Raw genomic sequence first — 21,672 nt, 5'->3', positions numbered from 1 at the left:
ACACTGCCACTGCCAACTATTTTTATTCTTCTAATCTGATGTCTAATCCAAGACCTTTCAATTCATGCATCAATACATTGAATGATTCTGGTAATCCCGGTTCCGGCATAGTTTCTCCCTTAACGATAGCTTCGTAAGTTTTAGCTCTACCGATTACGTCATCCGATTTAACAGTCAAAATTTCTCTAAGCGTGCTTGAGGCTCCATAAGCTTCAAGTGCCCAAACCTCCATTTCTCCAAAACGCTGACCTCCAAATTGAGCTTTACCACCCAATGGTTGTTGTGTAATTAAAGAGTATGGTCCGATAGAACGTGCGTGCATTTTGTCGTCAACCATGTGCCCCAATTTCAACATATAGATAACTCCAACTGTTGCTGCTTGGTGGAAACGTTCTCCGGTTCCTCCGTCATACAAATAAGTATGACCGAATCTTGGAATACCTGCTTCGTCTGTCAATTCATTGATTTGGTCTAGTGTTGCTCCGTCAAAAATTGGTGTAGCATATTTTCTACCCAAGTTCATTCCGGCCCAACCCAAAACAGTTTCATAAATCTGACCGATGTTCATACGAGAAGGTACACCCAGTGGATTCAAAACGATATCAACAGGAGTTCCATCTTCTAAGAACGGCATGTCTTCATGACGAACGATACGAGCCACAATACCCTTGTTTCCGTGACGTCCCGCCATTTTATCACCCACTTTCAATTTACGTTTCTTAGCGATATATACTTTCGCTAATTTCAAGATACCGGCTGGTAATTCATCTCCAACAGTGATGGTAAATTTCTCTCTTCTTAAAGCACCTTGTAAATCGTTTAATTTGATTTTGTAGTTGTGAATTAAGTCGTTAACCAAATGGTTAGTTTCTTCATCAGCAACCCATTGTCCTTTAGTCAAGTGAGCGAAATCTTCAACGGCATGTAACATTTTTTGAGTGTATTTTTTACCTTTTGGCAAAACTTCTTCTCCTAAATCGTTCATTACACCTTGTGATGTTTTTCCGTTTACTATCGTGAATAATTTTTCAACCAATTTATCTTTTAATTCCACAAACTTGGTTTCGAATTCCATTTCCAAAGACGTCAAATCGTCTTTATCTTTGGTACGTTTCTTTTTATCTTTTACCGCTCTTGCGAATAATTTTTTGTCTAAAACCACACCATGTAATGATGGAGAAGCTTTTAACGAAGCATCTTTTACATCACCTGCTTTATCCCCGAAGATGGCACGAAGCAATTTCTCTTCCGGTGTAGGATCTGATTCTCCTTTTGGTGTAATTTTTCCGATTAGAATGTCGCCAGGTTTAACTTCGGCACCAATTCTGATCATTCCGTTTTCATCCAAGTCTTTGGTAGCTTCTTCAGAAACGTTCGGGATATCATTAGTCAACTCTTCGTTACCTAATTTTGTATCTCTAACTTCCAATGAATAATCATCCACGTGGATAGAAGTGAAGATATCGTCGCGAACTACTTTTTCAGAAATTACAATCGCATCCTCGAAATTGTATCCTTTCCATGGCATAAATGCTACTTTAAGGTTTCTTCCTAATGCTAATTCTCCGTTTTGTGTCGCGTATCCTTCACAAAGTACTTGTCCTAATTTCACTCGGTCACCTTTTCTTACGATTGGTTTCAAGTTGATAGACGTACTTTGATTCGTTTTTCTGAATTTGATCAAGTTATACGATTTCTCATCCGGGTCAAAACTTACCATTCTTTCCTCTTCTGTTCTGTCGTATTTGATAGTAATCATGTTGGCGTCAACGTACTCAACAGTACCGTTTCCTTCCGCATTGATTAATACTCTTGAGTCAGACGCTACTTGACGCTCTAAACCTGTTCCTACGATTGGTGCTTCAGGACGTAACAATGGTACAGCCTGACGCATCATGTTGGAGCCCATCAACGCACGGTTCGCATCATCATGCTCCAAGAAAGGAATCAATGAGGCTGAAATCGAGGCGATTTGGTTAGGCGCTACGTCGGTATAGTGGATTTCGTTTGGATCAACTACCGGGAAATCACCTTCTTCACGGGCAATAACTTTATCGGCAGTAATTTTTCCTTTGGCATCCATTTCGATGTTTGCCTGCGCAATCATTTTACCTTCTTCTTCTTCTGCGCTTAAATAAATTGGTTCAGAAGTTAAATCAACTGTTCCGTTAGTTACTTTACGGTAAGGTGTTTCGATGAATCCCATTCCGTTTACTTTCGCATAAACACCTAATGATGAAATCAATCCGATGTTTGGTCCCTCAGGCGTTTCAATCGGACAAAGTCTTCCGTAGTGCGTATAGTGAACGTCACGTACCTCGAAACCGGCTCTTTCTCTCGAAAGTCCACCTGGTCCAAGGGCAGATAATCTTCTTTTGTGTGTAATCTCAGCTAGTGGATTGGTTTGGTCCATGAATTGAGATAACTGGTTCGTACCAAAGAAAGAGTTGATAACCGATGATAATGTTTTAGCATTGATCAAATCGATTGGTGTAAACACCTCGTTATCTCTAACGTTCATTCTCTCACGGATGGTTCTGGCCATACGAGCTAAACCTACCCCAAATTGTTGAGACAATTGCTCACCAACTGTACGTACACGACGGTTTGATAAGTGATCAATATCATCAATCTCTGCTTTAGAGTTGATTAATTCGATCAAATATTTCACGATAGTGATGATATCTTCTTTGGTCAAGACTTGCTTTTCCATTGGGATATCAAGGTTCAATTTTTTGTTCATTCTGTAACGACCTACTTCACCTAAGTTGTAACGTTGGTCAGAGAAGAATAATTTATCTATAATACCACGAGCGGTTTCCTCATCAGGCGGTTCTGCATTACGCAACTGACGGTAAATGTGCTCAACAGCTTCTTTTTCTGAGTTTGTTGGGTCTTTTTGTAACGTATTGTGGATGATGGCATAATCACCTTGATTAGCATCTTCCTTGTGTAACAAAATAGATTTTACGTTAGAATCGATGATTTCTTCCACATTATCTTTGTCGATAATGGTATCACGATCCAAGATAATTTCGTTACGCTCGATAGATACTACTTCACCAGTATCCTCGTCAACGAAATCTTCGTGCCAAGTATTTAATACTCTCGCAGCCAATCTTCTTCCTACGTATTTCTTAAGACCGGTTTTAGAAACTTTGATTTCTTCTGCAAGGTCAAATATTTCAAGGATGTCCTTATCTCTTTCGAATCCGATAGCACGGAAAAGAGTAGTCACCGGTAATTTTTTCTTTCTATCGATATAAGCATACATTACGCTGTTGATATCGGTAGCAAATTCAATCCATGAACCTTTGAAAGGAATTACTCTAGCAGAATATAACTTGGTACCATTAGCATGGAAAGACTGACCAAAGAAAACACCAGGTGAACGGTGTAACTGAGAAACTACCACACGTTCTGCACCATTGATAACGAAAGTTCCGCTAGGTGTCATGTATGGAATTGTTCCAAGATAAACATCTTGAACAATCGTTTCAAAATCTTCGTGCTCCGGATCAGTACAGTAAAGTTTTAGTCTGGCTTTTAAAGGCACACTATATGTTAAACCCCTTTCGATACACTCTTGAATGGTGTAACGTGGTGGGTCAACAAAATAATCTAGGAACTCCAATACAAATTGGTTTCTTGTATCAGTAATTGGAAAGTTTTCCATGAAGGTGTTGTATAACCCTTCGTTGCCTCTCTCGTCAGATTTGGTTTCCAATTGGAAGAAATCTTTAAAAGATTTAACCTGAACATCTAGGAAATCCGGATATTGAGGTATGTTTTTAGTAGAGGCAAAATTCAATCTTTCAGTCTGATTTGTTATCATCAATGGACAAAATTTTGATTTAAAAAAGTAATTTTTTGTGTGTATGCACACGGCTTGATTCTACTTTTCCTTAATTTGATAACCAATACCTCTTAAAAACAAACCAGGAAAATTAGATTGTTTTCTTCTTCGTATGGGTTAAAAGTTTTTCGTATTTGGTTTTATTTAAGACAATAATTTTATTATACGAAAAATGGTTTAGGCCCTTGGACGCGTTTGTCCAAGGCCTAAACCTAGTTCTAAAACCGGTGTTGGATTATTTTAACTCAACAACAGCTCCAGCTTCTTCTAAAGATTTTTTCAAACCTTCAGCTTCTGCTTTAGTAACTCCTTCTTTGATGTTTGATGGAGCGCCGTCAACTAAATCTTTAGCCTCTTTTAAGCCAAGACCTGTTAATTCTTTAACTGCTTTTACAACAGCTAATTTAGAAGCTCCAGCTTCTTTCAATACAACTGTGAATTCAGTTTGCTCTTCAGCACCAGCACCAGCATCACCACCACCAGCAGCAACTACTACAGCTGCAGCAGCTGGTTCGATACCATACTCATCTTTTAATATTGTAGCTAAATCGTTAACTTCTTTTACTGTAAGGTTAACTAATTGTTCTGCGAATTGTTTCAAATCTGCCATTTTTTCTATCGTTTAAAATGTTCTTTAATTATTATTTTTTTAGTCTGCTCTAATTATTCTGCGGCTTCGCCTTTTTGTTCTGCATTGTTTAATAATGCAGCAATAACGCGTTTCGCAGGAGATTGAAGTAATCCGATGATTTCTCCAATAACTTCTTCTTTAGATTTCAATGAAGCTAAGCTATCTAAAAGGTTATCGCCGATGTAAACTTCACCGTTGATGTAAGCACCTTTAAATGCAGGCTTATCTGATTTTTTTCTGAAATCTTTAATGATTTTGGCAGGTGAATTTGCGATGTCTGCGATAAATATGGAAGAGTTTCCTTTTAACACAGATGACAAATCACCATAATCATTACTTGAAGCTTCCATTGCTTTTCCAAGCAAAGTGTTCTTAACCACTTCTAATTTAATTCCGGCTTTAAAACAAGCTCTTCTTAAGTTTGAAGTCGTTTCAGCATCTAACCCAGAGGTGTCAGCAATATATACAATATTACTTTCGGCCAACTTTGCAGTTAAATCTTCTATCGCGATTGATTTTTCTTCTCTTGTCATAATAAAATATGTTTAACTACCAATTATACTGCTTTAGGATCTAAAGCGATAGCAGGGCTCATAGTAGAAGAGATGTGAATGCTCTTGATGTATGTTCCTTTAGCTGCAGTTGGTTTTAATTTAAGTAATGTTTGAATAATCTCGTGAGCGTTATCTACAATCTTATCTGCTTCGAAAGAAATTCTTCCGATACCAGCGTGAACGATTCCAGTTTTATCAACTTTAAAGTCGATTTTACCCGCTTTTACTTCAGCAACAGCTTTTCCAATTTCCATGGTTACTGTTCCTGTTTTAGGGTTTGGCATTAAACCACGTGGACCTAATACACGTCCTAAAGGACCTAATTTACCCATGATAGCCGGCATAGTGATGATTACATCAACATCAGTCCAACCATCTTTAATTTTTTGAAGGTAATCGTCTAAACCTACATAGTCAGCACCAGCTGCTTTTGCTTCTGCTTCTTTATCCGGAGTTACTAAAGCTAATACTTTAGTATCTTTACCGGTTCCATGAGGAAGAGTTACAACACCTCTTACCATTTGATTTGCTTTTCTTGGATCAACTCCTAGACGAACAGCAATATCTACAGACTCGTCAAATTTTGCAGAAGCAACAACTTTCAATAAAGACGAAGCGTCTTTTAATGAATACAGTTTGTTTTTCTCAATTTTTGCAGCAGCCTCTTTTTGTTTTTTTGTCAATTTTGCCATTTCTTACCTTATTTTAGAGGAGAATCTCCAGTTACAGTTATACCCATAGATCTAGCTGTTCCAGCAATCATGCTCATAGCTTTTTCAGTTGTGAAAGCATTTAAATCAGTCATCTTGTCTTCGGCGATAGCTTTAATTTGATCCCAAGTTACGCTAGCAACTTTCTTTCTGTTAGGCTCACCTGAACCAGATTTTAATTTAGCAGCATCCAATAATTGAATTGCAGCAGGTGGAGTTTTAACAACAAAATCGAACGATTTGTCTTTATACACGGTAATTTGTACCGGTAACACTTTGCCGGGTTGATCTTGGGTTCTAGCATTAAACTGCTTACAGAATTCCATGATATTAACACCAGCAGCTCCCAGAGCAGGTCCAACCGGTGGCGACGGGTTCGCAGCACCTCCCTTAACTTGTAGTTTAACTACTTTACTAATCTCTTTAGCCATTGTTTTAATAAAATTTGCAGCGGCCTGTGGAAGCAGACGTTTGCGGTTTATAATAGTGTAACAAATTATACTTTTTCAACTTGCATAAAGCTCAATTCTAATGGTGTTTTTCTTCCGAAAATTTTCACCATCACTTCAAGTTTACGCTTTTCTTCATTGATTTTATCAATAGTTCCGTTGAAACCATTGAAAGGACCATCGATAACTTTGATGGTTTCTCCTATATTGAAAGGAATGTTTTGAGTATCTGTATTCACAGCCAACTCATCTACTTTTCCTAGCATTCTGTTTACTTCTGATAATCTTAAAGGCACAGGATCTCCACCTTTAACTTCACCTAAGAAACCTATAACACCTGTAATTGATTTAATAATGTGTGGAATTTCACCAACCAAATTAGCTTCAATCATGACATAACCAGGAAAGTAAACTTTGTCCTTAGCTATCTTTTTTCCGTCTCTAACTTGTACCACTTTTTCTGTTGGAACAAGCACTTGAGAGATATAATCTACCATGCCTAATCTGTTAATTTCAGTTTCGATATAAGCTTTTACCTTATTTTCTTGACCGCTAACAGCCCTAACGACATACCATTTTTTTACATTAATATCAGCCATTTCAGAAAAATTAAGGTTTTAACCAATTAAAGAAACCGGCAATAACTTTTGCACAAGCTTCATCAATACCCCAAGTTGCTAGAGCTAGAATAATAGAGAATACTGCCACTACAATAGTGTACTTTTGAACTTCAGCCCATTCCGGCCAAGTAACATTTGTTCTCAATTCTTCAAATGCTTCTGATATATAGTTAACAATTTTTGTCATTGTATATTATTTTTTTGCACGGGCGGGAGGATTCGAACCACCATCAACGGTTTTGGAGACCGCTATTCTACCCTTGAACTACGCCCGTTTCATTAAAAACCAGTGTCGTTCTAAAAAACGACACTGGTAATATATTTAATTAGATAATTAGTCTAAAATTTCAGTAACCTGACCAGCACCTACTGTTCTACCACCTTCACGGATAGCGAAACGTAAACCGATGTTCAAAGCGATTGCACTTAACAAAGAAACTTCAATAGTTAAGTTATCACCTGGCATTACCATCTCTACACCAGCTGGTAAAGAGATAACACCTGTTACGTCAGTTGTACGTACGTAAAACTGTGGACGGTAGTTATTGTGGAATGGTGTGTGACGACCACCTTCTTCTTTTTTCAAGATATAAACCTCAGCTTTAAATTTAGCGTGTGGTTTTACAGATCCTGGCTTACAAATAACCATTCCTCTTTTGATATCTTCTTTTGCAACACCTCTTAACAAGATACCTGCGTTATCTCCAGCCTCACCTCTATCCAAGATTTGACGGAACATTTCGATACCAGTTACTGTAGAAGTTAATTTCTCAGCACCCATACCAATGATTTCAACTGGATCTCCAGTATTACAAATACCAGTTTCGATACGACCTGTAGCAACAGTTCCACGACCTGTAATTGTAAATACGTCTTCAACCGGCATCAAGAAAGGTTTGTTAACATCTCTTTCTGGCTCTTGAATCCAATTATCAACAGCTTCCATCAATTCAATGATTTTTGGTACCCAAGCCGGATCGTTATTCAATCCACCTAAAGCAGAACCTTGAACTACAGGACCATTATCTCCATCATAATCGTAGAAAGATAATAAGTCTCTGATTTCCATTTCAACCAATTCTAATAATTCCGCATCATCAACCATATCCACTTTGTTCATGAATACAACGATTCTAGGAATACCTACTTGACGTCCTAAAAGGATGTGCTCACGTGTTTGTGGCATTGGTCCGTCAGTTGCAGCAACTACTAAAATAGCACCGTCCATTTGAGCAGCACCAGTAACCATGTTCTTAACGTAATCCGCGTGACCTGGACAGTCAACGTGTGCGTAGTGACGGTTAGCCGTTTCATACTCAACGTGTGAAGTATTAATTGTAATACCTCTTTCTTTTTCTTCCGGAGCGTTATCAATTTGATCAAATGATTTCGCTTGACAGTAACCTGCATCAGATAATACTTTTGTGATTGCTGCAGTTAAAGTTGTTTTTCCGTGGTCAACGTGCCCAATTGTTCCAATGTTTAAGTGGGGCTTGTTACGGTTAAAATTTTCTTTTGCCATTTTACTTAATTTTTAATCTTAGTTTATATATTAGTGTTCAAATTTTACAATTTTGAGCCAACTACGGGAATTGAACCCGTGACCTCTTCCTTACCAAGGAAGCACTCTACCCCTGAGCTAAGTCGGCTTTTGCCTAGTCCAAAAGTTAGACCTTAGAATTCAGAAAACCCAAATTCACATTTCTAAATTCCTATTAGTTGGTAATCAACACAAGGTTGAATTTCCGGTTTTGGATTACCCCATTCAGGTGATTATCCCAATAAGACTTCAAAAAATCAGGATTACAAGTAAACTTGTGATCCTGATAAGGCGATGCCTTATACAAGCTTTAAATCTGAATTTACTCGAAAGTAAACTTTCGGATAAATTCCTATTTAAATCTTGTGGGGAGAGCAGGATTCGAACCTGCGAAGATGTAATCAGCGGATTTACAGTCCGCCCTCGTTGGCCGCTTGAGTATCTCCCCCACTTTTCTTACGTTTTATCCCTAAAATTGAGCCGGCGGAGGGACTCGAACCCACGACCTGCTGATTACAAATCAGCTGCTCTAGCCAACTGAGCTACGCTGGCATACACAATAAAAAAAGTCCGCTATTTCTAACGGACTGCAAATGTATGGATTTTATCTTTTAATCAAAACATTTTTAGAAAAAAATTTATCTTATATATGTGTTCTGATTTTTTCCTTTCTTTTTACCAACAATCTCTCCAAAGATTCTGAAGACAACTCAACCGCTTCCTCAAAAGTTTTACATTGCTTTTTTACCATAAAATCATCTCCTGGGACATGAATTTTTACTTCTACCATTTTATTTTCCTTCTCGCTTGTATTATCAACCTTCAAAAAAACATCTGAAGAAACAACTTTGTCATAGAATTTTTCAAGTTTACCTAATCTTTCTTGGATGAAATCAACCAGCTTTCTGTCGACAGTGAAATTTACTGCATGAACATTTACCTTCATAATTAAAATTTTAATGATTAAACATTGTAGAATTATTGTTTATTTCTAGGATGAGCGCTACTGTATACTTTTTTAAGTTCCGCTAAACTGCTGTGCGTGTAGACTTGGGTAGAAGCCAAACTAGAATGACCTAACAATTCTTTAACCGAATTAATATCTGCCCCGTTGTTCAATAGGTGAGTCGCAAATGTATGTCTTAATATATGCGGACTTTTTTTAACCTTCTCGGAGACATTACTAAAGTAATAATTTATTAAACGATAAACAAACGAATCGTTCAATTTAACGCCTTTTAACAATAGAAAAAAATACTCTTCATCGACAATCCTTTGTAAATGTGACCTTTCTGTTAAATATAATTTTATTTGATTTTCGACAACCGGTAAAATAGGTATAATCCTTTCCTTATTTCTTTTCCCTAAAACTTTCATTGTGCCGTTTGACAAATCGATGTTATGCAATTTTAAGTTAATCAACTCCGTTCTACGAATACCGGTAGTGTAGAATAAATCAACAATTAATTTATCTCGAATTCCATCAAAGTCATTACTGTAAACTATTTGGTTTAGAACCAAATCTAATTCTTTTTCCGAAAACGGAATTTGTAGTTTTTTGGGCGCTTTTAAAGCTTTGTGTTTTAGTAGCGGACTCGCTTCAATTTGCTTTGTTTTTAGCAAAAATTTGTAAAATGATTTTAAGGAAGAAATCTTTCGGTTGATAGAAGAATTGGAAATCCCATCATCAGACAGTGAAACTATCCAAGCACGAACCTGATTATAGTTTACCTTGACTAAATTATTGTCATCAAATTCACTTGACAAAAAAGATTCAAAGAAACCAATATCATTAATATAAGCGGTTACTGTATGCAAAGAGTAATTCTTCTCTAAGCGTAAATAATCCTGAAACTTATGTTTAAAATTTTCCATAAAAAAACCGCTGACTTCAAAGTTAGGAAACTTTAATCATCAGCGGCTATATCTTATAAGGAATTTAACTATCCTTCGATATTGTCTCTTAAGTTTTGAATATAAGCAGCTTTTTGAACTTGCGCTCTTCTCACTACAGATGGCTTAGTAAACGCCTGACGCGCTCTAAGTTGTCTTACAGTTCCGGTTTTATCGAACTTTCTCTTGTAGCGCTTTAATGCTCTATCAATGTTTTCTCCGTCTTTAATTGGTATAATCAACATAATTTGGACACCTCCTCTCATTTAGTGGGTGCAAAAGTAATAATAATTATGAATTATAAATTATAAATTATGAATTATTTTTTGGCGTGCCGGTGGCTACAACAATTTCCTTAAACTAAAAACATTCAACATAGCCACCGTCGGGCTGTCCGTTGCAATCTTTTGTTTCGCAAAAGGATTTCCACTTCCATCCCTCACGCAAAAGATAGGGAGAAGTTAAAAGAGAAAAGAGATAAGCCACCTAAACAACTTATCCCTTTTCCCTTATCACTTTTTACTTTTTTACTTCACCGCAGGCTGATAGCTTTGCTTGTCAATAATCATCTTAGACAGAATTTCTCTAAGAATTTCTGAAGTCCCTCCACCAATTGGTCCTAAACGACTGTCCCTTAACAACCTTGCCAACGGATATTCTTCCATATAACCATAACCACCTAACATTTGCAGGCAACTGTAAATAGCTTCATCCGCAACTTTCGTCGATTTTAATTTGGCCATAGTAGCTTCTTTAACTACATATTCACCTTTATTTAATCTTGCCACTGCAGCATAATTAAATATTTTACAATGCTCCACTTCGGTAACATGGTCTACCATCGTATGACGCAAGGCTTGAAACTTGTTAATGGTTTTTCCAAAAGCTTCTCGTTGTGCCATATATTCAATAGTATATTCGATTGCGTATTCAGCTCTTGCATGCGCATTGATGGCCATAATCAATCGCTCTAAAGCAAAATGTTGCATGATATAAGGAAATCCTTTTCCGGCTTCACCCATTAAATTTTCCAAAGGAATTTCAACATTATCAAAAGAAATCTCAGCCGTATCGGACGCTCTCCATCCTAATTTATCCAACTTTGTTTTGGCAATCCCTTTTGAATTGGTATCTACAAGAAACATACTGATTCCTTTGTTCCCAAGCTCCGGACTGGTTTTAGCCGCAACAACATAATAATCAGCATAAACACCATTGGTGATAAATGTCTTCGAACCATTAATAACATACTTATCTCCATTTTTGGTTGCTGTTGTACGCATTCCTGCCACATCGCTTCCGCCAAAAGGCTCAGTTAAACACAAGGCACCTATTTTATCGCCGGCAATACTTGGTGCTAAATAATCTTGTTTGATTCTTTCGTCACCTTCTGCATTTAAATGTGTCATAGCCAGATAAGTATGCGCCCACATAGCAGCCGCAAAACCGGAAGATTTTATTTTTTGAAGCTCTTCTAAAAATATTACGGTGTAAAATAAATCTAAATTTAATCCTCCATAAGCTTCAGGATAAGCCAATCCAAAAAAACCCATATCGCCAAACTTTTTCCAAATAAAGCGTTCAATAGTTCCCGTTTTTTCCCATTTTTCAATATGCGGGACTACTTCTTTCTGCAAAAAATCTTGCAAACTCTTTCTAAACAATTCGTGTTCTTCTGTAAAATATGTTGAATTCATATAAATAAGGCTTCTTTTTTAGGCTATTTTTTAGAATTCCAAATATAAGGCAATTATTTTTATCTTATCAACAGGAAAACCTTTAATTTTTGTTAAATCCTCAATTTTTACATCACCATTCATGCTTCGATAAATTACTATTTCTTTGGCCAAAGCATACTTAAAAAAAGGAAATTGAGATAACTCTTTGACTGATGCATTGTTAATGTTTATTTTTTTGATTTTGGAAGTCGATTTTACTTCAAAATGCTGATGCAACTTTTCGATTACTTCGGGTGACAATCCCCAAATATCTTGCATTTGTTCCATTGAGGCAAAAGCGCCCAACTTATTTTTTTGCTCCAAAATGCGATCCGAAATTTTATCACCAATTCCATAAACTTTCATCAAATCTTCTTTCGTGGCTTCGTTGATATCGAGAACGGAAATCTTTTCAGCTTTGTAAAACTCTTTTTTGGAATAAGTCGAACCATATTCTTTTTTGTTCTTAACCCAATCCGGGAATTTGAAATAAGGTGAGATGACTTTGAGTAAAGAGTCAGATACTTTAGTTACCTTTTGAAATTCGGTGGCTGAATTGACAAACTTGTTTTGTTTTCGGTAAGCCAATAATCGGTCGATTTCTTCTACTGACATACCGAGTTTGTATCCTTTAAAATCAGTGATAAAATTAGGATTGAATGGATAAATTGTGGGGTTATATTGTTTGCCTTGAAGTTTAAGACTGTCTATCAAACTTTGATTGGCTAACCAATTGGTTTCTTCTTTATTTATAGTGTCAAAAGTTCTAAAATCATTAAAATGGTAAAAACCTTGGCAAAAAACTATGATAATAATGAGCAATATAATTCCGATTCGTTGACTCTTCGAATAACTTAAAATGGAGCGCAAGAAGGAATTATCATTGGTCATACTTTACAAATCAAAAACAGAAGTTCTTTTACCTCGAATTAAATCTTTTAATTTAATCCAGAACGCTAAAGTTAAATACACGCCAAACCACAATCCGGCGGTGACAAAGGTGATGTAGATAAAAAACAAACGCACATTCGAAGCCCGCATTCCCAATTTATCCGCCAAGCGTGACGAAACATGAAAACCGTGTTTTTCGAAGAAATATTTTAACTGGATTACAGGTGACATTGGTTATTTTTTTAAAAGTTGGATTCCTAGAGCACATTGCAAACATTTGCTATGATTGCAATAATTGTTTTTCAGTTGCAAAAGTGATTGTGTTTCAAAAGCATTTTTTGAATTCACTCCAAAATTAGAAAACTTTTCAATGATAATATTCTTTTCGGGCGCAATAGTTTCCATGAGCCGTAATAGCTGTTCCGAAATCTCTTTTCCTTGACTTTTAGCATATGTAAATTGAAACGGCACAATGGTATTAATGACTAACAAATCGATAAAAGATTTGGAGAATTGCTTCTTCTTTTTGGGGCTTTCTTTTTCAAATTGATAATGATTTTCCCAATAGGAAGAAACGCCAACCTCAAACAGTTTATAAAAATCTTCCATTGAATGTGTGGCAATAATTTCGGCAAACAAATTTTGCCGCTTGTGATACAACATTGCCAACTGTGCCAAACGAATGGTCGGGAAATTATCAGGGCGATGTTTAAAAAACTGAACCGGTTCGACAAAAGTTTTCTTCAAACGATGTTTTTGCATGATATATGTTGAACGATTGTGCAAATCTTTAGCATAATAATCCTCAGCATCCATAGGTAACAAATCAACTTTACCCATTAGTAGTGCTTCTAAATTTTCAACCTCAAAACGTTCTTTTCGGATAATCGAAAACGGTATTGACTTCGCCATTTTTAAAAAGATTTCACCGTTGGTATTCAGCCCGAAATTTTTGGCCAACATATAAAACAAAACCGATTCCCAATCGTTATCAGTTTCTTGCAAAAGTTCTTCAATCGGAATGGCTTTTCGTTCCAAGCGCTCAAAAAACAAACGTTCAAGCCAATTTTTAAAAAAAAATTGATCAATTGATGCAATTTGGTTTTCACAATAAATCCAAGATTTTGGGGAAGTTAATGACAGATATTGTTTCAAAACATCTTGTTCAATATATGACTTAAGTGCCAAAGTCGGAATTTCAGAGTTGTATTTCCTGAAAATCGGTGTGTCGTGTTCCCAAACCACATGCAATATCACATTGTTATAATGGTCATCGTTTTCATGTTGGTGCAAATACCAATCCGAAGACTTCAAATGAATTTCCACATTGCCTGCCCATTTTTGATGGCCAATAATAATTTGGGCATTAAAAAAATCAGGCCCGGATTGCTTCAAATATTGACCTGTATTGACAATAGTTATTTCCTCTCCTGAAACTGTTGTTAGGTTGGGAAAGGCAAACTTCTTATATTGCCATACATAATGAAGAAAATCTTCTTTCACGATTCTAAATTTTTAACTAAAGTAAGAATTTTACTTTTATATTCAAATTTTTTGTAATGAAAAAATTACTTTTTGTTCTTTTGTTGATAATCTCGGCCAATGGCTTTGCGCAAAACTATAAAATCACTTACCTGAAAAGCTCCAACGGAAGTTTGTTGGAAAACCAAGATGCCGTTTGGGTTTTCACTAATGCCAATCAGACTTTGTTGAGTACCGAAACCATTTCCAATCAAAAAGCGGCCTTCCCATTTGAACAAACCAAAATAGACAGAAGCAACAATTCATTTTACCAAACAGCCACTTTAAACCGTTCGGAAAGTATTGCTATGAAAGACAGCGTTTCATTGGCGAAGCAAACTTTTGAATACTTAAATGACCGTAAGAAAATCTTAGGCTACAATTGTAAAAAAGCCAAAACAATTGTCAATTCCAACACTATAGAGTTTTGGTATACTGACGAATTGAACGTTAAAGGTTCGCCAACAGTTTTGGGGCAAAATTTAGGTTTGGTTCTTGAAATGGTGCGCAACGGTAACTTTGTGATTGCGGCCACTAAAGTAGAAAAAATAAAATCGCTACCGGGAATTGAATTGCCTAAGAAGTTTGTTGACGTTTTGACTTATAAAGATTTACTTTGGAAAAGCCGTTTCACTACCATCAACGTTTTCAAAGACCAAATCATCAACTTTTCCGATGCTTCGAAGTCGAATGATTCTATTTTACGCTTTGCCAACGGTACAATTGCAGTTCGAAAAGTAAAATTTCCTGAGATCAAAGTTGGAAGCCAAATTTTTGTCGATGTAACGGAGCAATCCATCGGCGATGCTTATGACCGAACCGGTTCTTTTTTTATGATTCCGACGGATAAAGAACTATCGTTTTTGAATGGTTTACAAAACGGCGCCAAAACGTTACCGATTTACATTAATGGTAATGGTAAAGAATACCAAGGTGTAATTTCGACACCAAACTATAATCCAATAGTCGAATTAATGCGGTTCTTTACGCCTTTTGGAATCAAACAATACAATTATTTAGAGTTGAAAAATAAAACTTGGGCAGAAAATGTATTGTACCGTCAAGACGTATCCGATTTGAGAAGTTTATTGAGTGGCCAAGAAGTTTGGCTTGGCATCAACATTGGCAACTATGACAAAGGTGGTCATAAAGTGTCGGCCAATATTACCATTCACAACGAAGAAGATAGTAAGGTGAGACCAACGCAAATTGTGCCTTTGTTTTGTTCCAATAACATTATGGAAATGGCCGGTCAGGAATATGGCACGATGTTCAATAATGACAAAGGTTTAGAAGTTACTTTTACATTAGACCAACCCATGAAGAATTGTAAACTGCGTTATATCACAACAGGTCATGGCGGTTGGGAAAACGGAGATGAATTTGTACCCAAAAAAAATTCGATTTATCTAGACGGTGTAGCAACTTTCAGCTTTACGCCTTGGCGCCAAGATTGTGGTTCCTATCGCTTGTCGAATCCGGCGTCAGGGAATTTTCCGAATGGATTGTCTTCTTCGGATTACAGCCGATCGAATTGGTGTCCGGGAACTGTGACCAACCCCATCTTTATTGACTTAGGCGATTTAGCAGCCGGAACCCATACCATACAAATTAAAATTCCACAAGGGTTGCCTGAAGGCGGAAGCTTTAGTGCATGGAATGTTTCAGGAGTTTTGATTGGGGAATAATTTAAGGAAAAAGGGATAAGAGAAAAGGGATAAGAACTTCCTAATCCCTTATCCCTTTTGCCACCGCGCCGTCTGGCCCGTTCGCTAAAAATGTCCACTAGACATTTTATTAACGCTTAGTCCTATTTTATCGAACTGATAATATCGTGTTTCGTAATAATATGGTGTTTCCCATTGCCTAAATCTACCAGAACCGCTTGGTTGTCTTTATTGATTAGTTTGGAAATCTCTTCAATCGGTGCATTGGCGTTTACGATTGGATAAGGTTTGCCCATAATATCCTTAATGGGTTTATCGGCTATATTTTTATCTTCCACATAGCTTCTGAACAAATCCGTTTCGTCTATACTTCCTACGAACCCTGTAGTGTCGATAACCGGAATTTGAGAGATGTTGTATTTTTTCAAACGCTCAATAGCGTGTGACACCAATTCTTCGGTGCGTACGATTACCAATGGTTTGTCTTTATGGTCTTTGATTACGTCTTCAGCTTTGGTGATATCTTCGTCAAGGAAACCTCTTTCACGCATCCAATCGTCATTGAACATTTTCCCCACATAACGGCTTCCGCTGTCGTGGAATAAAACCACTACCACATCGTCTTTGGTGAAATGTTCTTTTAACTGATGCAATCCTTTCACGCAAGCTCCGGCTGAATTCCCCACAAAAATTCCTTCTTCCAAAGCAATTTTACGAGTGTAAACGGCAGCATCTTTATCGGTTACCTTGGTGAAACCGTCAATAACTGAAAAGTCAACATTCTTTGGAAGGATGTCTTCTCCGATTCCTTCGGTGATATAGGAATAAATTTCATTCTCATCGAAAATTCCGGTTTCGTGGTATTTTTTGAATACTGATCCGTAAGTATCAATTCCCCAAACTTTGATGTTTGGATTTTTTTCTTTTAAATATTTTCCAATCCCTGAAATGGTTCCGCCTGTTCCGACACCAACTACAAAATGGGTAACTTTACCCTCGGTTTGTTCCCAAATCTCAGGTCCGGTTTGTTCGTAATGGGCTTGTGCGTTTGAGGGATTATCATATTGGTTTACATACCAAGAATTTGGAATTTCTGTTCCTAATCTTTTGGAAACCGAATAATACGAACGCGGATCGGTTGGCTCTACATCAGTTGGACACACGATAACTTTTGCGCCAACGGCTCGAAGGATATCCATTTTTTCTTTGGATTGTTTGTCGGTTATGACAAAAATACATTTGTAGCCTTTGACGATGGCGGCTAAGGCTAAACCCATTCCTGTGTTTCCTGAAGTACCTTCGATAATGGTACCACCTGGTTTTAATCGGCCATCGGCTTCGGCATCTTCAACCATTTTTAATGCCATTCTGTCTTTGGTAGAGTTACCCGGATTGAAGGTTTCTACTTTGGCTAAAACTAAGGCGTCGATTCCTTCAACAACTTTGTTCAACTTAACTAAAGGCGTGTTTCCGATAGTGCCTAATATGTTCTCTGCGTAGTTCATTTTATAATAGAATAGAATATAGAGTAAAGAAAATAGATTGATAATAATTAGACAAATGTAGTGCTATTTAGGATGTTTACAAAAATTCGGATAGTTTATCCATTAACCCTGACTGGAGAAGTTACCGCGTAACTCGGAAGGCAGGAATTACCATAACAAATAAAGCCCGAACCATTCGTTCCTCAAAAAACTATTGGAAGAAATTCCACACCAATCCGAAACGAATCATGAAATCTCTATAAGGATAATTTGGTGCCGTATAGAAATTATTTCCTGTCATTCTGGAGTTTAAATGTTCTAACTTCAAGAAAATTCGGGTTTGGCGCACTCTGGCATTGATAAATAAATCGATCATTGGAAATTCACCAATTTCTCTTTGGTTTTGCACAAAAGCTTCGGCAGTAACCGGATTATAATCGTTGGCGTAGTATTTTGTAAAATAGTTGAGTGTGAAACCGGTTTGCAGATACAACGCTTTTTTAAAGAAATAATCGGTAAAATAGAGTGAATTTCTGGTCACGATTTGCGGCACGTTGAGAATGTCGTCTTCTTGGTCGACTTGTTGGTACAAAATCGTATTATCTAACGCCAATTTCCACCATTTGAATTCGCGACTGACCTTAACCGATAAATAGTTGATGGTTTTGTTGTATTGTTTGGGTGAAATTAATTGCTGTTGTGGATCAGTAGAATCGTCGCTGAAATACAAATAATCATTAAAAGAACTTACTTGCAGAGAAGCATCTAACCATTGCGTTTTTGCGGTAGCTTCTAAGTTATTTATCTTTTCGTTTTTGAAATCGTTGTACCAATTGTAGGCAATAAAACTGCTTTGGTACAAGTTATACGTATGGTCCGGGATTTTGTTCAACATTTGGTATTGGAACAAAAATTCGTTTTTATTGTTGAGTTTGTAGGTAAGTTTGGCGTCAAAATTTGAAAGGGATTGATTGGAAATAGAATTGGAATACAAGAAAGTTCCGTTCCATTTGTTTTTTCTGTATTCGTATTGGCCGCCGACGGTGTTGATTTCGTCATTAATAGAACTGGGCACCACACCCGAAGACAAAATCAGAATTCTGTTGTAGTAATAATTGTATCGAAAATCTTCGGCAAAGAATTGAAATTTACCTAGTAATAAGTTTTCATATACGGCACCCACTTTATTGTACATTCGATTGTAACGCGTTTGATCGTTTATTCCGGAAGATACGAAAGCCTCTCCGAAGCGTAAAATTTGTTCATCTCCTACCGTTGAGAGTACAGTGGCTTGGTTGTATTCAAAGAATTTATTTTCGTAGTTGAATTGGTGGCTTACATAAAGGTTGTTGTTTCCGGTTTTAGAATTGATTCTGAAATTGTGATCGAGAAAAAATCTTTTTCCTTTCATGAAAGTTTTGGCATCTCTGAGGTACACTTCAAGTCGGGCTCTGTTTTGAAAAGCGGCGTCTTCTCCTTCAAAATCTTCTAAAGTAGTAATTCCACCGTTTTCACCATTAAGAAAATCTTGTCCGGTGTAATGAAAGTTGAGATAATATCTTTTGTTTAAAGTATTGTAGCTTGACGTAAATCGAAAGTTTCCTGTGCTTGACAATTGGTTAATGTATTTACCGAGCGAACGGAGTCCTTTGAAGGCCACCGACATATTGAATCTTTCCGAAGTGTTCACTGTAATAAAGGCATCAACGGATTGACCTTGTTGCATAACTGTTTTAAAATACAATTCAGTTAATGGTGTAGCTACGGAGTAATATTTAATATCATCCGGTTTCATGTAATTGAAATGTTTTCCTGAGAAACCTATTTCCGGGAACGAGGAGAACTTTTTATAGCCATAATCTAAAACGGTGTAGGTTTGTCCTTCATTGGCAAAGGGCAACAACCCAAAAATATCTTTGCGCAAATAGTTGTATTCGTATTCTTTTTTGATGGTTAATGAGGTATCAACATAGGTTGTATCTCTTTTTAAAGTGATAATTCTATATTGGTCAAACGCAGCTTTTGGAGTATCGTTTTGAGTTCCTTCTTTTGCATTGCGGTCTGTTGGCGTTCCGTTTGTTCTCGTTTGAGAAAACCCGACAGACAAAGTCAATAAAAAGATGGCGATAAATAAGTTTCTCATTCGAATAAATTTCAAGACAAAAATACACAAAACAATTTGTAATAAAATCATAAAAAAACCATCCCTTTTGACAGAGATGGTTTAAACTATTTTTGGTAAAATGATTATTCTTTGATGAACTTCTTTGTTACAGCATTTTTATCTGTTTGGAAGGTTACAAAATAAACCCCTGAAGTTAGATTGGAAACATCAATAGAAGAAGTTCCCGATACATTTTCATTTCTGAACACTTGTTTTCCTGATACATCATGGATATTGATTGCTGAAATCTCAACAGTGTCTTTTAGGTTAAAGTTTAGGATGTCATTTGTTGGATTTGGATAGATAAAAATAGTATCATCTAAATTGTAATTTCTGGTGTCTAAACTTAATCCATCAACACCATTAGCTATTAAAGAAAAATTCTGCAAGCCTCCTAACAATGTGCCTTTGTGAGAAACTTGAATAGTATAAACTCCCGGTACAGCAGAGAAAATTTCAACTTTTTCAACATTATCAACATCGTTATCTGAGTCATTTGTAGCACCACTAACAGGATCTATCGGATCCAACTTCCAAGGGTAATAGGTAACGCCGTCTTTTAAAATTTTTAAATCTAAATTATTTTTCAATCTTGGCGTTCTGTTATCAACTTCACCGGAAGCATTAACCGAACCTGTTGGGTCTGTCCAACAGATAGTGGCTTTAATGTCTTGTGTAGAAGTAATTGTAATTTGTTTGGTAAATACTTGCGTATTCAAAAGTGTATTTTCCTCTAATAAAGTTGAAACATCTTTACCGGATATAATTTCGGCTGCTGATTCCGCATTGCCTAAACCCCATCCATATTCATAATCCGGACCAACATTCAATCCCGCTTCTTTTGCTGAATGACAAATTAAACCTCTAACAGTGGCCGCTCTCATGAATTCACCGTTCAATTCATTATAATGCTGTTGCAATAATAAAATCATCCCTGTAATGGCTGGAGTAGCCATAGATGTTCCTTGATATGAACTATAAGAATTATTGGCTGGTCCGGTACAAGAACTTACACCGACACCTTTTGCAGCAATATCCGGTTTGATTCTGCCATCGTCTGTTGGACCAAAATTGCTGAAGTTAGACATGATTACACTTGATTCATCTATGTAATTTGGCACTCCATTTACAGCAGCAACGACAATACTGTTTTTAGACAAACTAGCACCTGTTAGCATATCATAACCTCCTTTTGCCGCTAATTGTGGTATAGTAGTATCATTTCTGTCATTTCCTGCCGCAATAACCATTTGATAATATGGAAACGTATTAGAGGCATCATCGATCTCTACGGATGAAATATCATAGGAACCAAACCTCCAGTTGGGAAAATTTGTAACAATGTAGCCATAAGAATGATTAGAAACAATATTACCACTTTCTGCAAAGGATAACATTTCCGGATAATCATTGGCAAAATTATAGGTAACTGCTATACTTTGATAAGCGATACCTCTTCTGGCTGGACTAACACCGGTGGCCAAAATTGTCCCGGATACATGAGTAGCATGGTCACTAAGTGTAGGATTATCATCCCCAAAAATAATTTTTTCGCCAGTTAATTCCTGATGAGTATTTCTAACCCTTCCACCGTCCCAAACACCGCAAACCATACCGGCACCGGTTAGATTCAATCCTAAACTACCTCCAGGATATAACGCATTTGCACCTAAAGTGATGGCAGATCCTTGATTATATACAGTATAAAACAATGGAAAACCATTATCAAATTTTTGCAACAGATTAGTTTCACTTTCAATGTATGAATGATCTTTTTTATACTGATCAATTAATGATTGCTGTAACTGATAAAAAGCTTGTGTTTTACTTTTTAGAAGTGCTATTTTTTCTTGATCATATTTAGCAATAATTTTATTTCTGTCTGAAATTGTTTGAGAAAACCCAGAGAAAGAAAGTAACAATAATAATAAAAGATATTTCATTTAGTGAAGAAGTTTAATTATGTAGCAAATA

19 protein-coding genes and 4 tRNA genes are annotated in these 21,672 nt (G+C 36.6%); 1 reads left to right on the top strand and 22 read right to left on the bottom strand.

Annotated features, from left to right (window positions below):
* Positions 1-22: 22 nt before the first annotated feature.
* From rpoB to ICG50_RS04995, 19 genes are all read right to left on the bottom strand, one after another.
* Complete coding sequence (gene rpoB, locus ICG50_RS05085) at positions 23-3,835, bottom strand: DNA-directed RNA polymerase subunit beta (RefSeq protein ID WP_187659833.1); 3,813 nt, start codon at positions 3,833-3,835, stop codon at positions 23-25.
* Between the two features lie 256 nt (positions 3,836-4,091).
* Positions 4,092-4,466: a 50S ribosomal protein L7/L12 gene (gene rplL / locus ICG50_RS05080; RefSeq protein WP_187659832.1), complete on the bottom strand. Its 375-nt coding sequence runs from the start codon at positions 4,464-4,466 to the stop codon at positions 4,092-4,094.
* 53 nt (positions 4,467-4,519) lie between these two features.
* Positions 4,520-5,020 carry a 50S ribosomal protein L10 gene (gene rplJ / locus ICG50_RS05075; protein ID WP_187659831.1) on the bottom strand — a complete coding sequence of 167 codons (501 nt, stop codon included), beginning with the start codon at positions 5,018-5,020 and terminating at the stop codon, positions 4,520-4,522.
* 23 nt (positions 5,021-5,043) lie between these two features.
* Positions 5,044-5,733 carry a 50S ribosomal protein L1 gene (gene rplA / locus ICG50_RS05070; RefSeq protein WP_162127315.1) on the bottom strand — a complete coding sequence of 230 codons (690 nt, stop codon included), beginning with the start codon at positions 5,731-5,733 and terminating at the stop codon, positions 5,044-5,046.
* Between the two features lie 8 nt (positions 5,734-5,741).
* Positions 5,742-6,182 carry a 50S ribosomal protein L11 gene (gene rplK / locus ICG50_RS05065; protein WP_187659830.1) on the bottom strand — a complete coding sequence of 147 codons (441 nt, stop codon included), beginning with the start codon at positions 6,180-6,182 and terminating at the stop codon, positions 5,742-5,744.
* 65 nt (positions 6,183-6,247) lie between these two features.
* Entirely contained in the window at positions 6,248-6,799 is a 552-nt protein-coding gene (gene nusG, locus ICG50_RS05060) for a transcription termination/antitermination protein NusG (protein ID WP_187659829.1), read from the bottom strand.
* Positions 6,800-6,809: 10 nt separating this feature from the next.
* A complete protein-coding gene (gene secE / locus ICG50_RS05055) occupies positions 6,810-7,007 on the bottom strand; it encodes a preprotein translocase subunit SecE (RefSeq protein ID WP_187659828.1) in 198 nt (65 codons plus the stop codon).
* Positions 7,008-7,024: 17 nt separating this feature from the next.
* A tRNA-Trp gene (locus ICG50_RS05050) sits at positions 7,025-7,095 on the bottom strand.
* Between the two features lie 59 nt (positions 7,096-7,154).
* The gene (gene tuf / locus ICG50_RS05045; protein WP_121311676.1) at positions 7,155-8,342 is read right to left on the bottom strand and encodes an elongation factor Tu; all 1,188 of its coding nucleotides are present in this window, start codon (positions 8,340-8,342) and stop codon (positions 7,155-7,157) included.
* Positions 8,343-8,397: 55 nt separating this feature from the next.
* Positions 8,398-8,469 (bottom strand) — tRNA-Thr (locus tag ICG50_RS05040).
* A gap of 257 nt (positions 8,470-8,726) precedes the next feature.
* Positions 8,727-8,808, bottom strand: a tRNA-Tyr gene (locus ICG50_RS05035).
* A gap of 30 nt (positions 8,809-8,838) precedes the next feature.
* Positions 8,839-8,912, bottom strand: a tRNA-Thr gene (locus tag ICG50_RS05030).
* Positions 8,913-9,003: 91 nt separating this feature from the next.
* A complete protein-coding gene (hpf, locus tag ICG50_RS05025; protein ID WP_187659827.1) occupies positions 9,004-9,306 on the bottom strand; it encodes a ribosome hibernation-promoting factor, HPF/YfiA family in 303 nt (100 codons plus the stop codon).
* 32 nt (positions 9,307-9,338) lie between these two features.
* Positions 9,339-10,235 (bottom strand): tyrosine-type recombinase/integrase, encoded by an 897-nt coding sequence (locus tag ICG50_RS05020; RefSeq protein ID WP_187659826.1) that lies wholly within the window; start codon positions 10,233-10,235, stop codon positions 9,339-9,341.
* A gap of 68 nt (positions 10,236-10,303) precedes the next feature.
* Positions 10,304-10,498, bottom strand: coding sequence for a 30S ribosomal protein S21 (rpsU, locus tag ICG50_RS05015; RefSeq protein WP_187659825.1), 195 nt, complete (start codon positions 10,496-10,498; stop codon positions 10,304-10,306).
* Positions 10,499-10,780: 282 nt separating this feature from the next.
* A complete protein-coding gene (locus tag ICG50_RS05010; protein ID WP_187659824.1) occupies positions 10,781-11,950 on the bottom strand; it encodes an acyl-CoA dehydrogenase family protein in 1,170 nt (389 codons plus the stop codon).
* A gap of 30 nt (positions 11,951-11,980) precedes the next feature.
* Entirely contained in the window at positions 11,981-12,862 is an 882-nt protein-coding gene (locus ICG50_RS05005; protein ID WP_187659823.1) for a helix-hairpin-helix domain-containing protein, read from the bottom strand.
* 3 nt (positions 12,863-12,865) lie between these two features.
* Entirely contained in the window at positions 12,866-13,093 is a 228-nt protein-coding gene (locus ICG50_RS05000) for a PspC domain-containing protein (RefSeq protein WP_121311682.1), read from the bottom strand.
* Positions 13,094-13,096: 3 nt separating this feature from the next.
* Positions 13,097-14,365: a DUF2851 family protein gene (locus ICG50_RS04995; protein ID WP_187659822.1), complete on the bottom strand. Its 1,269-nt coding sequence runs from the start codon at positions 14,363-14,365 to the stop codon at positions 13,097-13,099.
* 56 nt (positions 14,366-14,421) lie between these two features.
* On the opposite strand from ICG50_RS04995, the gene ICG50_RS04990 reads away from it, so the two are divergent.
* Positions 14,422-16,071, top strand: a complete 1,650-nt coding sequence (locus tag ICG50_RS04990) for a PNGase F N-terminal domain-containing protein (RefSeq protein WP_187659821.1) — start codon at positions 14,422-14,424, stop codon at positions 16,069-16,071.
* Between the two features lie 122 nt (positions 16,072-16,193).
* Here ICG50_RS04990 and ICG50_RS04985 read toward each other — a convergent pair whose 3' ends face one another.
* The 3 genes from ICG50_RS04985 to ICG50_RS04975 all read right to left on the bottom strand — a co-directional run bounded on the left by ICG50_RS04985 (position 16,194) and on the right by ICG50_RS04975 (position 21,641).
* Positions 16,194-17,555, bottom strand: coding sequence for a pyridoxal-phosphate dependent enzyme (locus tag ICG50_RS04985; protein WP_187659820.1), 1,362 nt, complete (start codon positions 17,553-17,555; stop codon positions 16,194-16,196).
* 190 nt (positions 17,556-17,745) lie between these two features.
* Positions 17,746-19,677 carry a putative porin gene (locus ICG50_RS04980; RefSeq protein WP_187659819.1) on the bottom strand — a complete coding sequence of 644 codons (1,932 nt, stop codon included), beginning with the start codon at positions 19,675-19,677 and terminating at the stop codon, positions 17,746-17,748.
* A gap of 104 nt (positions 19,678-19,781) precedes the next feature.
* Positions 19,782-21,641 (bottom strand): S8 family serine peptidase, encoded by a 1,860-nt coding sequence (locus tag ICG50_RS04975; protein WP_187659818.1) that lies wholly within the window; start codon positions 21,639-21,641, stop codon positions 19,782-19,784.
* Between the last annotated feature and the right edge of the window lie 31 nt (positions 21,642-21,672).

Source organism: Flavobacterium buctense, assembly GCF_014486695.1.
Lineage (GTDB): Bacteria > Bacteroidota > Bacteroidia > Flavobacteriales > Flavobacteriaceae > Flavobacterium > Flavobacterium buctense.
The sequence above is the reverse complement of the archived record's forward strand: the minus strand, read 5'-3'. Positions and strand labels throughout refer to the sequence as shown.

Coding starts and splice junctions, on each gene's coding strand:
- rplA (WP_162127315.1), bottom strand. CDS start 5,733: ATGGCAAAATTGACAAAAAAACAAAAAGAGGCTGCTGCAAAAATTGAG.
- ICG50_RS05010 (WP_187659824.1), bottom strand. CDS start 11,950: ATGAATTCAACATATTTTACAGAAGAACACGAATTGTTTAGAAAGAGT.
- rplK (WP_187659830.1), bottom strand. CDS start 6,182: ATGGCTAAAGAGATTAGTAAAGTAGTTAAACTACAAGTTAAGGGAGGT.
- rplJ (WP_187659831.1), bottom strand. CDS start 5,020: ATGACAAGAGAAGAAAAATCAATCGCGATAGAAGATTTAACTGCAAAG.
- hpf (WP_187659827.1), bottom strand. CDS start 9,306: ATGAAGGTAAATGTTCATGCAGTAAATTTCACTGTCGACAGAAAGCTG.
- ICG50_RS05005 (WP_187659823.1), bottom strand. CDS start 12,862: ATGACCAATGATAATTCCTTCTTGCGCTCCATTTTAAGTTATTCGAAG.
- rpoB (WP_187659833.1), bottom strand. CDS start 3,835: ATGATAACAAATCAGACTGAAAGATTGAATTTTGCCTCTACTAAAAAC.
- rpsU (WP_187659825.1), bottom strand. CDS start 10,498: ATGTTGATTATACCAATTAAAGACGGAGAAAACATTGATAGAGCATTA.
- ICG50_RS04985 (WP_187659820.1), bottom strand. CDS start 17,555: ATGAACTACGCAGAGAACATATTAGGCACTATCGGAAACACGCCTTTA.
- ICG50_RS04990 (WP_187659821.1), top strand. CDS start 14,422: ATGAAAAAATTACTTTTTGTTCTTTTGTTGATAATCTCGGCCAATGGC.
- ICG50_RS04980 (WP_187659819.1), bottom strand. CDS start 19,677: ATGAGAAACTTATTTATCGCCATCTTTTTATTGACTTTGTCTGTCGGG.
- ICG50_RS05020 (WP_187659826.1), bottom strand. CDS start 10,235: ATGGAAAATTTTAAACATAAGTTTCAGGATTATTTACGCTTAGAGAAG.
- tuf (WP_121311676.1), bottom strand. CDS start 8,342: ATGGCAAAAGAAAATTTTAACCGTAACAAGCCCCACTTAAACATTGGA.
- secE (WP_187659828.1), bottom strand. CDS start 7,007: ATGACAAAAATTGTTAACTATATATCAGAAGCATTTGAAGAATTGAGA.
- nusG (WP_187659829.1), bottom strand. CDS start 6,799: ATGGCTGATATTAATGTAAAAAAATGGTATGTCGTTAGGGCTGTTAGC.
- rplL (WP_187659832.1), bottom strand. CDS start 4,466: ATGGCAGATTTGAAACAATTCGCAGAACAATTAGTTAACCTTACAGTA.
- ICG50_RS04975 (WP_187659818.1), bottom strand. CDS start 21,641: ATGAAATATCTTTTATTATTATTGTTACTTTCTTTCTCTGGGTTTTCT.
- ICG50_RS05000 (WP_121311682.1), bottom strand. CDS start 13,093: ATGTCACCTGTAATCCAGTTAAAATATTTCTTCGAAAAACACGGTTTT.